Genomic DNA, 12,762 nt, shown 5'->3' with positions numbered 1-12,762 from the left:
CTCAAGGGGCATCCGGTGGTGATATATCCGTCCTGGTACGCGTACTGATGCGCACTCGAGTGATGCCCACTGCGGCGGCGGCATCTAGCGCCTTCACCACCTTGGCATGTGGGGTGCGGCCATCGGCTTCGAGAATCAGTCCGAAGCGATCAGCCTGGTCCTTGTACTCGGCAAGACGCGTTCCTAGCTCAGACTCGGCGAGAGACTCCTCTCCGAGCGTAAAGTCTCCGCCCGCTGCGATACTCAAGATCAGCGGGGCTTGTTCAACAGCACTGGCCTGACTCGATTGAGGCAGAATCAAATCCAGTGCACGCCGGGTATCAAAGGTGGTCGATACCATGAAGAAGATCAGTAGCAGAAATACCACATCGATCAGCGGTGTGAGGTTGACCTCCACCGACTCGCGCTGACGCCTGGGGAACCTCATGATGGCCTCCCGATACCTGCCCCCTTGTCACCACCACCCCGTCCGTCGCGAGCCCCATCACCAAACGGGTCATCTACATCACGGCGCATGTAAGCAGGCATATCACCTGGCGATGCTTCACGACGATCCTGACCGTTACGACGATCAATGCCATCGTGGCTCTCGGCCAGACCCAGCTCGCCCTGATGGTGTGAAATATATTCCACTACCTGCCCCGCCTGCTCTTCCATATTGACGGTAATATCTTCAACACGACGCTGAAAGTAACGATGGAACATCAGCGCCGGAATCGCGACGGTCAAACCTGCGGCAGTGGTAACCAGCGCCTGAGATATACCGCCAGCCAGTTCCTGAGCGCGTTCAGCACTGCCAGCATCCACAATCACGGCAAAGACATCGATCATTCCCACTACAGTACCCAGCAGCCCCAATAGTGGCGTGATGGCAGCAATGGTGCCCAGCGGACTCAAGAAACGCTCCATATCATGAATCACAGCTACAGCCGATTCCTGCATTCTCGCCCGTACCTGTTCGTTACCGAGACGCGCGTTGCGCAGCCCCGCCGCCAGCACGTTACCCAATGGAGAGTGGCTCTCCAGCCAGTAGACATTGACCTGCCCCTGGCTGATCAGTTCACACACTTTTTGCCCAAGCCCGCGCGGCGCAATCCGCCGCGTGCGTAGCGTCCATAGGCGCTCAAGGATAATGGCCAGTGCAACGACCGAGCATCCCAGAATCGGGAGCATCAAGACTCCCCCTGCGTACAAGGCTTCCAGCATGTGACCTCTCCCTTGGTCTCGATGCCTCTTTGACCAGGAGGCAATCATTATTATCGTCATCAGAAGTCGTGCGCGTCATCCCTGCCACGCTGGCGATATAAAAACGCCATGCATCTGATCAATCAGCAGATTTTACCCCAAGGCACCCTGCACTGATACCAGCAGCCCCACGGGCAGCAACGAGCTGCTCACCCATTGGCGACCACTCCCAACGCAGAGCGCCATCCAGTCCGGTGTGCCAAAGACACTCGGCGTGATTGACCAGACGCACCACCACGTCTGCATGTGGATGGCCGTGCGCATTGTAGCGTCCAGCGCTGATGATCACATGATGCGGCGACAACGCCTTCAGCCATGACTCATCACTGCTGCTGCGACTACCGTGGTGCGCGACGATCAGAAGCGGTAGCGATCCCCCTGCGAGGCGCTTTCTCAGCTGCGCGACAATCCTGCGCTCTTCCTGCTGACGAATATCCCCCGTCAACAATGCCAAAGGTCGCGCGCCGTACTGAATCAACACTACGCAGGAATGGGCATTCGCATTCCGTATTTTCAGTTCCCTGGACGGCCACAGCACTTCCATCGTCAGTGGCTTTCCGTCAATTCGATTCAGCAAGACCTCGCGCCCAGCCACGCAGGACTTGAGTGGCACTTCCATCAGTTGGCCAACTTGAGTCAAGAGCCGTGCACGCTGTTGATCGGGCACCCATAACTCAGCAATATCGTCAGTTTCAAGTGCCGACAAACCACCTGCGTGATCACCGTCGGCATGACTGACGATGACACCTTGCCGCTTGCCGCCGCCGACTGGGGCTGCAGGCAGCAATGAGGCGATTCTCGGCGCACCATAGGTAGAGCCTGGGCCGAGGTCATAGTGCCAAAGGCGAGGGACTAGCGGTGTCGTCAATGCCGGTGCAGCCATTGATGACAATACCTCTGTCGTGCTGGCAGCTACCTTCAGCGAAATAGCCAGCCCCTGCCCGACATCGTGCACTGTAATACTGAGCGCGGGATCATACGACGAGCGTGACGCGTCAGGTTGTGGCACTTTCACGTCAACGAGGAAAGAAGACATCAATAGCATGCCTCCAAGTACTAGCCCCCAGGTAACCGCCACCCCACCACAGACACGTTGCACCTGCGTATCGAGCCCCGGCACTCCACCTGCCAGCCAGGCTGATGACAACACGATCAGTGCCGCGGTCAATACCCACGTCTCTGCCAGCCCTGCCGACCCGCTTCCAGAAGGCCACATGCCATATGTTTCGGCTAACGGGGCGAGCGTCTCGATCCCTAGCGCAAGCCAATATGACAGCCATTGCCAAAGCGCTCCGCCTGCCCCAGCGCCGCCGTCAGAAATAAAACCACCCAAAGCCAATAGAGACTCGACTCCCGCCACTGCCCAGCCCAGCATGCCGAGTGGCACCACCAGCAGAGTCACTAGCGGCGCCATGATGAGGTTCATCGGCAAGGAGATCAGTGATAGCTGTCCACGCCATATCAGCAGGGCCGCGCCCATCGCAAGCGACAACAGCCATTGGCTGCGCAAGGTCGCGTGGCACCATCCCGGCAGGCCACGAGGGCGTGCTCGCCCTTGCCACGCGAGTAGCAGAACAGCCACTGCCACAAATGATAGCCAGGTGCCCGGCCGCCACAGCGCCAACGGGTCCAGTATCAATACAGTGATCAAGGCCAACATCCATACCTGCCAAACGCCAAGGCCGCTGCGGCCACTCGCCATCCACAGCCCGACACTCGCCATCAGTGCAGCTCTCAATGCCGGCGGGGCCAGTCCAGCGAGCAGCGCAAAGCTCCAGGCCGCCAAGAATGCCAGCCACCAAGGTGCTGTGCTGAAACGCCAGTCAGCAGGCCGTAGAAGGCGCAGGCTACCAAAAGCGAGCAGCAACATCAGACTGGCCATCAATCCCACATGCAGGCCAGATACCACCGCCAGATGCGTCAGACCCGTGGCATTGAGTGTGTCCCAATCCTCACGCGTCAGCGCCGAAGCACGGCCTAGCGTCAGGGCAGCCAACCAGCGACAGGGGCTGGTGGCCCACTCGATTGTCTCAACGCCTATCTCGTCGTCCCTCTCTATACCGCTCTCAATACTGCGATCAACCTTCCCTTCACAACGCTGCCATAGCGCCTGTTCCGCCTCTAGACGAAGAGCTGACAACCCTTGAGACGGTGATAGTCGTCGCGCTTGCGCTTCATGTCGCACATATCCTGTCGCAACCAGGCCTTCGCGCCACAGCCAGCCGACACGGTCGAAAGCGTCTCGCTCATGGGGATTACTGTTTCCGCTTACCGGCACCAGACGTGCCACTAATTGCCAGTGTTCACCTATCTGCCAACGTCCGGGGACGTGATCATCTCCACCACTGCGCGGCCAATAACGCCGTAGTTGAACGCGCTGACCTTCAAGACGCTGACAAGCGAAGCCATGACTCGCCTGCTCCATTGCATCACTCACCGGTGCTATTGAGCGCTGAGTGTCAGAAGCATTGATATTGACGGGCATAAAAGGCTGACAACTTGTCACCTTCAGCACCATACGAGCTGATTCTCTGGGGGAAGGCGCTGACCGGCTGGCCTCTTCAATACGCCCTTCCAGCCAGAGCTGCTCACGGGCCAGTGCCTCTGGCATCAGCAACGGCTGATTCAATAGCCCAAGCATGATGCCTACCCACAGCGCACCAAGACTTCGCATGCCATGCAGGCGACTGCGCCTCAAAGCATTATGCAATCGCGAACACCGAGGAGGCTGACACGCATCTCCCGGATCGAGCTTTACCGTATTGAACAGCAAAAGCAGCATGAAACTCAGCATCAGACCTGGCAGCAACATGCTATCGGTTAGCCATCGATCAGGACTGAACCAGGCTCCATGAATCAGACCTTCCAGTGAGCGCGACTGCCAGTCCGCGGCCCATTCACCATGACGTGACAGCCAGATGCCGACCATCAGACCAGCAAGCCATTGCACCAGGTGTGCTGGCGAAAGCCGAAACAGGGGCAAACAGGAGGGTCTGTTCACGACGATTTCCGACATGTCGTTCACCGCATCAGTAGGTGACACATGCCGCGTGCCATCAGGCATGGCGGGCGCTTCCTTGTGCTCGGAGCCGGATTACAATGCGCTGGTTGCGCAATACGGGCCGCTTTACTGCACACACAGCATGGCAGTCCTGCGGTCATGTATGGATAATGGCGGGCGTTGAATGCCAAATGGCCAAGCCATGCCTCGTCGTCTACTCAAGCGGTTCATGCCAGAACCCGATGCTCTCAGGCGCAAGAAGTCACTTCGCTTCATGCACCACCTGATTGCCGACCCCGCACTATGGGCGTTGTCACGGAGAACCGTGGCCAATGCCTTCATGGTGGGTCTGTTCTGCGCACTCTTGCCAATACCATTCCAGATGGTATTGGCAGCTTTTGGTGCCTGGGCGTTGCGCTGCAACCTCGCGCTGTCGGTTGGCCTGGTATGGATTACCAACCCGCTGACCATGCCGGTCGTCTTCTACGCGACCTATCGCGTGGGTGCCTGGATGCTGGATACCCCTGCGCGGGTGATGCCAGAACAAGTCTCCACGGCCTGGTTTGCCAGTCAGCTGGAAGACATCCTTCCTGCATTGGCACTCGGCTCGCTGGTCAGTGCCATCGTGATCGCCGTACTCGGCAATCTGCTGGTGCGGCTGCTGTGGCGTTATCAGGTCGTGCGCAGTTGGCGCAGTCGCCGCAAGGCGCGAGTCGCGGCTCGTCGAGGCGAGAAATCAAAAACCTGACACTGCTGACGACCGATAGATTGGTCGACGCGCACCGTCTTCACACAAACAAAATGCCCCACCATCGAAAGATGGTGGGGCATTTTGTTTGGCCTCACAGCGGTAACGCTACCCGCGGATTGACTCAGTCTTCATACAGCTTGCCGCCGTCCAGACGCAGTACACGGTGCTGGTGCGCTGCCAGGCCTACGTCATGGGTGACGACGATAAAGGCCGCCTGTGCCTCACGCGCGATATCATCCATCAGCGCTAGAATGCGCGCAGCAGTGGTCTGATCCAGATTACCGGTCGGCTCATCCATCAACACCAGGCTCGGGTCAGTCACCAGCGCTCGTGCAATGGCAACACGTTGACGCTCACCGCCCGACAGCTCGCCGGGCTTGTGGTCGGCACGCGACCCCATGCCCACTCGGTCCAACAGCTTGCGCGCCTTGATGGCGGCTTCTGCACGTTTCTGACCGCGAATGATCAGCGGCATCGCCACGTTCTCTTCCGCGCTGAATTCCGCCAACAGATGGTGGAACTGATAGACGAAGCCGATGTGCTGATTACGGAAGCTGCCCAGCGCCGATTCGTTCAGCGTGGAGAGACGCTGCCCCGCCACCTTGACGATACCGTGACTCGGATGATCCAACCCACCGAGCAGATTGAGCAATGTGGTCTTGCCGGAGCCAGAGGTGCCGACGACCGCGACTCGCTCACCGGCACGCACGCACAGCTCCAGATTCTCCAGCACCTGCACTTTCTGCGGGCCTTCATCGTAGCTGCGACTCAGGCCTTCACAGATCAGCATCACCTCGCCCTGCGGACGGTCGGAAGCAGGCGTGGACATGGCAATCTCTCCAATGACATCAGAACGGGGTGACACGTCAGAAGACGAAGGGGAGTTACTCATAGCGCAGCACCTCCGCTGGCTGGATGCGCGAGGCGCGCCAGGCCGGGTACAGCGTCGACAGGAAGCTGAGTACCAGTGCAGACCCCAGGATCACACCCATATCGCTTGCTTCGAGCCGCGACGGCAGGTAGCTGATGAAGTAGACATTCGGATCGAGGAACTGGATGCCGAACGTCGCCTGTACCCAGGCAATGATGTCAGACACGCTCAGTGCCAGCGCCACCCCGGCAATGGCGCCGATCACGATGCCCATTACCCCGATAGTCAGCCCCTGTACGATAAAGATACCCATGATGGTGCCGGGCTTCGCGCCTAACGTTCGCAGTATCGCGATGTCGGCATGCTTGTCAGTCACCATCATCACCAGTGTCGAGACGATGTTGAAGGCCGCGACGGCAACGATCACCATCAGCAGCAAGCCGATCATGTTCTTCTCCATCTGGATGGCGGCGAACAGGTTGCCGTGTGTGCGCTTCCAATCCATGCCGCGATATTGCGACCCTAGCTGACTGACAATATCGTGCGTCACCTGATCGGCGCTGAACAGGTCATCGAGCTTGAGGCGAATACCCTGCACATCGCCTTCCTTGAAGCGCGCCAGCTTGGCCATGTCACTGATATCGGTATAGGCAAGACTGGCATCTACATCGGCGCCAACCTTGAAGATACCAGCCACCGTGAAGCGCTTGAGGCGTGGGAAGATACCGCCTGGCGTGATGGAGGCTTCTGGTACCAACAGCGTGACGCGATCCCCCATGCCAACGCCAAGATTGCGCGCCAGCAGTTCTCCCATCACGATACCCCAACTGCCGGGTGTCAGATCCGCGAGTGAGCCACTTACCATGTGGTCACTGATGATGGAGACCTGATCTTCCGCTTGCGGATCAACCCCCGTCACCAGTGCGCCCTTGTTGCGGCCACTGGCAGTAAACATGCCCTGTTGCTCGATATAGGGGGCAGCACCGACCACATGCGGTTTTTCACGCAGCTGACCGGCAAGTGTCTTCCAGTCAGTCACACTATCGCGTGCTTCGACACGCACATGGGGCACCATACCCAGTACACGCGTGCGCAATTCGTGGTCAAAACCGTTCATCACCGACAACACTAGAATCAGCACAGCGACGCCCAGCGACAAGCCCAGCATCGAGGTCAGAGAAATGAACGAAATAAAGTGATTACGGCGCTTGGCGCGGGTATAGCGCAGGCCAATAAGAAAGGGTAAGCGATCCAGCAGCATCGAAGTCGATTCCTTGAGTCAGGGTCGCGGACCATGATACGCATTCCGCGTGCTCGGCGCATGGGGCCACAATCGAACGCAGTTTGCCAGTCTTCGTATGAGGACAGCATGAACCACGCAGGTGCGCGATGGATGAATAAGCCGACAGGCCCTCTCGGAGGACTAGCGTCCGCGCATGGCTCTGCTATCATCGCGCGCCGTATGCTATCTCATCACACGTCCATTCATGTTTCAGCCATCAGGGAGATGCCCATGGCCACCCGACTGCTTGCCGAATGGCACCCGCAGGACGCCATCCAGCTCAGCTGGCCCAGCCCACACAGCGACTGGAATGAGATGCTCGAAAGCATCGAAGCCACCTGTGAGGCCATGGTCATCGCCATCAGCCGTTATCAACACGTGCTGATCAGCGTCTGTGACGAAGCTACTCGCGAACGACTGGCGATGCGTTTTTCCGGTTTCGGCGTACCGGCCAAGCGGCTTCATTTCTGTGTCGCGCCACTGGACGACACCTGGACGCGCGATCACGGCCCGATCACCATCGAGCGTGACGGTCAGCCGATTCTGCTCGACTACACCTTTACCGGCTGGGGCGGCAAGTTCGCGTCTACGCGGGACAATGCGCTGACCCGTGCGCTGGCAGATCAAGGCGTATACGCCTGTGCAGTGGAAGCGCGCGATTTCATTCTGGAAGGCGGCGGCATCGAGAGCGATGGCCTGGGCACCCTGCTCACCACCGAAGCCTGCCTGCTCAACGACAATCGTAATACTGGCCTGAACCGTGAAGAGGTCGAGGTCCAACTCAAGGCCGACTTCGGGGTCGAGCGCATTCTGTGGCTGGCCAACGGCCATCTGGAAGGCGATGACACGGACAGCCATGTCGATACGCTGGCGCGCTTCTGCGATCCACGGACTATCGCCTACGTGCGCTGTGACGATACGCAGGACCCGCACTATCCAGCACTCAAGGCCATGCAGGCCGAGCTTGAGGCTCTGCTGGATGCCAATGGCCAGCCCTATTTTTTGGTACCACTGCCATGGCCTGATGCCTGTTTCGATCCCGATGATGGCCACCGTCTCCCGGCGACCTACGCCAACTTCCTGATCATCAACGGCGCAGTGCTGGTACCGACCTATGCCGATCGTCACGACCTGTCCGCATTGAGAGCACTGGCCAGCGCCTTCCCGAAACGCGACATCATCCCGGTCGACTGCCGTGCCGTGATTCGCCAACATGGCAGCCTGCACTGCATGACCATGCAACTGCCACGTGGCACGCTTGCTGCGCTTGCAGAGCCCACTCTTGAATCCCGCCTAGGAGACCACTGATGTCCGCCTCTCGCCGTTCGCTCAAGGTTGGTGTTATTCAGCAGCAGGCCTGGCCCGACAAGGCAAAGAGCCTTGCCGCCAGTGAAGCCGCCATTCGCCGCCTGGCCGCAAAGGGTGCCGAACTGGTGCTACTGCAAGAACTGCATGCCAGCCACTACTTCTGCCAGACCGAAGACACCGAGATCTTCGATCTCGCCGAGCCCATCAAGGGTCCCACGACCCAGCGTCTGGCCGCTCTGGCCGCAGAGCTGGAGATGGTCATCGTCGGATCGATCTTCGAACGCCGCGCCGCGGGCGTGTATCACAACACTGCCGTCGTACTCGATAAGAGCGATGGCCTGGTAGGCACCTTCCGCAAGATGCACATTCCGGATGATCCCGGCTTCTACGAGAAGTTCTACTTCACGCCCGGCGATGCACCAAGTGCGCAGGCGCCACGACGTGGATTTGAGCCTATCTCCACCTCGGTGGGGCGTCTCGGCGTGCAGGTATGCTGGGACCAGTGGTATCCGGAAGGCGCGCGCCTGATGGCACTCGCCGGGGCAGAGCTACTGCTCTATCCCACAGCGATCGGCTGGGACCCGCGCGATGACGAAGCCGAACAGACGCGTCAGAAAGATGCCTGGACACTGATCCAGCGTAGTCATGGCGTCGCCAATGGCGTGCCAGTGATCGTCGCCAACCGGGTCGGCCACGAGACTGACCCGTCCGCGGCGAGTGATGGCATCGCGTTCTGGGGCGGTAGCTTCATTTGCGGGCCACAGGGCGAGCTACTCGCGCATGGTGGCGTTGATCCCGAGGAGCTGTTGGTCGACGTGGACCTGACTCGTGGCGAAGATGTGCGTCGCATCTGGCCCTACCTGCGCGACCGCCGTATCGATGCCTATGGCGATCTCACCGAGCGTTATCGCGACCGCTGAGACATGCAGGCACCCGATGACGCTATCGGGTGCCTGATATCAATCCCATACCAAGGGCGCCTCACGAGGCGCCCTTGGTATTTGTGGATGATGCGTTGTTGCCTGATCACTGCCGGCCTCATCACTGCCTGTCATCTGCCCTGCGGCATCATCTGCCACCTGCGCCATAAGGGTGACTTGCCATTGGCGTCAAGCTACGCTAAATAAAGATAACGTGATAATCATAACCAGCTTATGCCTGCCGCAACCAGGACGCACACCATGCCCGAATACCAGTTGATGGCCCGTATCGAAGCGGCCTTTGATGAGCAAATAGCCGCTGCCGAGCAGGTCATTAGCGCAGTCAGTAAAGAAGATTCGTCACTGTGGAGACTGGATGGTGGCACTGCTGACATCCATTGGCTACGCCTGGCCCTGCAGGATGTCTGGTATCAGGACGGCCAGGATGGACGCGTGACTCGCCCCTACCTCGGAGTAGTGGCTGCCGGGCCTGAGGTAATTGACGCGGTTGTCGCGCTTAATTTGGCTAAAGAGCGTCTCGCCAGGCTCTTCGCTGAGCTTCGCGAAAAATATCCTGAGCAACTCTCGGAGCTCAAGGCGATTCTGCCTTTCCGCCATCCAGGATTGAACCAGCACCTCAGGGGTGATGGTCTTGCTCGACTGCACCTAAAACAATGCTGGCGACGCGTGCCAGTCGCAGAAGCCTCTGTCGCTCGCGTACGTTTTGCCTGGTACAGCTCTGGACGCTCCATCCAGCGCATCAGCGTGGCAGATTGCGAGGCACTGCTGATGAAGCTGGATACTGAGGCCGAGCATGTTCGCTTGCAGCTACGCCTGCTCGCTGGCTTACCGTCAGACGAGATACTGACGCGTATCCAACCACAGGCCCCACTGATGCGCGCCAACCTGTTCTATCGCGAGCCAGTACTGCGTGACGATGGAGAAGTGCCACGCACACGTCGCGCGCTGAATGTATCGTTGCCGCTATTTCTCCCGCATGACGACCTGCGACTGCCCTCTCTCAACCAGCCGCCGAGTACGCCGCCTACCGAGCGAACCCGCGCGCGCCGTGGCGATGTACGCATAGAAGATGCGCCATTCCTCAAGAGTCTGCGTGTGCATCGCTATCGTTGAGAGTCACCTGTCATGACGACAGATCAGGGGCTGACTGCGGTAACCGCTTGAGATGCATGCGACGCAACAGGTGGATGACCGGTTTGAGAGTCAGCTGTACTGAGCCAATCACGAACAGCCAGACGCCTACTGTCATCCACTGTTCCCAGAAGAAACACACACTACCGACGGTAAACAATATCCCTAGCACCAGCTCATTGATGATACCCGTCAGCTCATAGCGGTGGTGGATGATCAGTTCTTCTCGACCGAGGCGGAGTGTCAGGTCGGTTGCCGGATCGTCCAGTAGAGTGTCTCGCACGCCATGTGACTTATACTGATTCATGCGTTATCTCTCTTCCTTGCAACGATTGTTTACGTAATCAGATCGTTGACGCGAATATCAAAAGGCCCCGACACCAGAGTGTCGAGGCCTTTATCGCTCATATCGACTGACGAGCAATCATCAGAACAGACGATTAAGTCCGTTCATGGCTGCCACACGATACGCTTCTGCCATGGTCGGATAATTGAAGGTGGTGTTGACGAAGTACTTGAGGGTGTTCGCTTCACCTTTCTGCTGCATGATGGCCTGACCGATATGCACGATCTCGGACGCCTGATCGCCGAAGCAGTGAATACCCAGAATTTCCAGCGTGTCACGATGGAACAGGATCTTGAGCATGCCGACCGTATCGCCGGTAATCTGCGCCCGTGCGGTGTCCTTGAAGAACGCCTGCCCGACTTCGTAGGGAATACGTGCTTCGGTCAACTCCGACTCACCACGACCGACCGAGCTGATCTCGGGAATCGTATAGATACCGGTCGGGACTTCACTGACGAACTTGAAGTCTTCGCCCAACAGATTGGCAGAGGCGTAACGCCCCTGATCATAGGCAGCAGAGGCCAGACTCGGCCAACCGATCACGTCGCCCACGGCATAGATGTGGTCCAATTCGGTACGGTACTGCTCATCCACTGTCAGCTGACCACGACCATTGGCCTGCAGGCCGATGTTCTCGAGCCCGAGGCTGTCAGTGTTGCCGGTACGGCCATTGGCCCACAGGAAGGCATCTGCACGCAGCTTCTTGCCAGACTTCAGGTGCACGACCACCCCGGACTCATCTCCCTCTATGCGGTCATGTTCCTCATTGTGACGTACCAGCACCCCATTGTTGCGCAGGTGATAGGACAGCGCATCGGAGATCTCGTTATCCAGGAACGACAGGAGACGATCACGCGTATCGATCAGATCGACCTTGACGCCGAGGCCGGAGAAGATTGACGCATACTCGGAACCGATGACGCCGGCACCGTAGATGATCAACGTGCGCGGCGTGTGCGACAGACCGAGAATGGTGTCGGAGCAGTAGATACGTGGGTGACGGAAGTTGACGTCCGCCGGACGATAGGGGCGTGAGCCCGTCGCGATGACCACTTTCTCGGTATGTAGCTCCTCAACACCTTCATGGGCATCACGCACCACGACAGTATGCTCGTCCTTGAAGTAAGCCGTCCCGAAGAACACATCAATACGGTTACGAGCATAGAAGCGCGTACGCATCTCGACTTGCTGCTCGATAGTGCGACGCGAACGCTCCAGTACCTTGGGGAAGGAGAACCAGCGCGGCTCACCAATGTCGCGGAACATGCGATTGGTGTTGAACTCGATGATCTGCTTGACCGCGTGACGCAACGCCTTGGAGGGGATGGTGCCCTTGTGAGTACAGTTGCCACCCACTGAAGACTGCGCCTCGATCACGGCGACGCGCTTGCCATGCTTGGCTGCATTGACTGCAGCACTCTCCCCCGCCGGACCGGTACCGATCACGACCACATCGTAGTTATAGACTGCCATGAGACTCGCTTTGCTCCTTGATAGTTCGTGAGCCAGCCCTGTCATCACAGGCCACTCTCCTTGAGAGCAATCCGCCACAACAGAGCCGGCGGCTGGCCAGTCTGGCCGGCAAGCGTTGAGCCGGGCATAAAGTCATGTATGGGAAATCAGCGACGCGGTGCTTCGTATGCCAGGTCACTTGCCGGCTTACCACCACTCTCCGTCATCAGACGCTGGCGATCCTGCTCCTTTTCGCACTCTTCGTCCTTGCCGCCGCAGATATCACAGCCATCCTTGAGCCCGAGGTTATTGAGCCCACCACAAGAACCTGCAATTGGCTTGCCACCCATCAACACTCCGACAGCCATTGCTGCAATCAGCAGCAGCATGGCCGCGAACACCAGTAACCAGATAGTCATGTCAGTTTCTCCCGG

12 protein-coding genes are annotated in these 12,762 nt (G+C 58.6%); 4 read left to right on the top strand and 8 right to left on the bottom strand.

The annotated features are described in order from the left end of the window. Window position 1: 1 nt before the first annotated feature. The 3 genes from GQR90_RS04325 to GQR90_RS04315 all read right to left on the bottom strand — a co-directional run bounded on the left by GQR90_RS04325 (window position 2) and on the right by GQR90_RS04315 (window position 4,309). Window positions 2–427, bottom strand: coding sequence for an ExbD/TolR family protein (locus GQR90_RS04325; protein WP_158773039.1), 426 nt, complete (start codon window positions 425–427; stop codon window positions 2–4). Further along, window positions 424–1,206, bottom strand: coding sequence for a MotA/TolQ/ExbB proton channel family protein (locus GQR90_RS04320; protein WP_158773038.1), 783 nt, complete (start codon window positions 1,204–1,206; stop codon window positions 424–426). The genes GQR90_RS04325 and GQR90_RS04320 overlap by 4 nt, the downstream gene beginning before the upstream one ends. 118 nt (window positions 1,207–1,324) lie before the next feature. Further along, on the bottom strand, window positions 1,325–4,309 hold the full coding sequence (locus GQR90_RS04315; RefSeq protein WP_158773037.1) for a ComEC/Rec2 family competence protein: 2,985 nt from the start codon (window positions 4,307–4,309) through the stop codon (window positions 1,325–1,327). A 139-nt stretch (window positions 4,310–4,448) separates the two neighbouring features. Between GQR90_RS04315 and GQR90_RS04310 the strand changes: the two genes are divergently transcribed. Beyond that, window positions 4,449–4,994 carry a DUF2062 domain-containing protein gene (locus GQR90_RS04310; protein ID WP_158773036.1) on the top strand — a complete coding sequence of 182 codons (546 nt, stop codon included), beginning with the start codon at window positions 4,449–4,451 and terminating at the stop codon, window positions 4,992–4,994. A 124-nt stretch (window positions 4,995–5,118) separates the two neighbouring features. Here the strand turns inward: GQR90_RS04310 and GQR90_RS04305 are convergent, their stop codons facing one another. Continuing rightward, window positions 5,119–5,826: an ABC transporter ATP-binding protein gene (locus GQR90_RS04305; protein WP_158773035.1), complete on the bottom strand. Its 708-nt coding sequence runs from the start codon at window positions 5,824–5,826 to the stop codon at window positions 5,119–5,121. A 55-nt stretch (window positions 5,827–5,881) separates the two neighbouring features. Continuing rightward, entirely contained in the window at window positions 5,882–7,126 is a 1,245-nt protein-coding gene (locus GQR90_RS04300; RefSeq protein ID WP_158775302.1) for a lipoprotein-releasing ABC transporter permease subunit, read from the bottom strand. Between the two features lie 255 nt (window positions 7,127–7,381). Between GQR90_RS04300 and GQR90_RS04295 the strand changes: the two genes are divergently transcribed. The 3 genes from GQR90_RS04295 to GQR90_RS04285 all read left to right on the top strand — a co-directional run bounded on the left by GQR90_RS04295 (window position 7,382) and on the right by GQR90_RS04285 (window position 10,512). Continuing rightward, a complete protein-coding gene (locus GQR90_RS04295; protein WP_158773034.1) occupies window positions 7,382–8,458 on the top strand; it encodes an agmatine deiminase family protein in 1,077 nt (358 codons plus the stop codon). Then, entirely contained in the window at window positions 8,458–9,378 is a 921-nt protein-coding gene (locus GQR90_RS04290) for a carbon-nitrogen hydrolase (RefSeq protein ID WP_158773033.1), read from the top strand. The genes GQR90_RS04295 and GQR90_RS04290 overlap by 1 nt, the downstream gene beginning before the upstream one ends. A gap of 261 nt (window positions 9,379–9,639) precedes the next feature. Further along, a complete protein-coding gene (locus GQR90_RS04285; protein ID WP_158773032.1) occupies window positions 9,640–10,512 on the top strand; it encodes a DNA replication terminus site-binding protein in 873 nt (290 codons plus the stop codon). A 10-nt stretch (window positions 10,513–10,522) separates the two neighbouring features. Here GQR90_RS04285 and GQR90_RS04280 read toward each other — a convergent pair whose 3' ends face one another. The 3 genes from GQR90_RS04280 to nqrM form a co-directional block, all read right to left on the bottom strand. Further along, a complete protein-coding gene (locus GQR90_RS04280; RefSeq protein ID WP_158773031.1) occupies window positions 10,523–10,837 on the bottom strand; it encodes a YrhK family protein in 315 nt (104 codons plus the stop codon). 120 nt (window positions 10,838–10,957) lie between these two features. Continuing rightward, window positions 10,958–12,394, bottom strand: a complete 1,437-nt coding sequence (gene sthA / locus GQR90_RS04275; RefSeq protein WP_158773030.1) for a Si-specific NAD(P)(+) transhydrogenase — start codon at window positions 12,392–12,394, stop codon at window positions 10,958–10,960. 101 nt (window positions 12,395–12,495) lie between these two features. Further along, window positions 12,496–12,747, bottom strand: coding sequence for a (Na+)-NQR maturation NqrM (gene nqrM / locus GQR90_RS04270; protein ID WP_158773029.1), 252 nt, complete (start codon window positions 12,745–12,747; stop codon window positions 12,496–12,498). Window positions 12,748–12,762: the final 15 nt, after the last annotated feature.

It is taken from the genome of Cobetia sp. L2A1, assembly GCF_009796845.1.
In the GTDB taxonomy this organism is placed as follows: Bacteria; Pseudomonadota; Gammaproteobacteria; order Pseudomonadales; family Halomonadaceae; genus Cobetia.
Note: the sequence above shows the minus strand (reverse complement) of the source record. Positions and strands in the feature narration are given on the sequence as shown.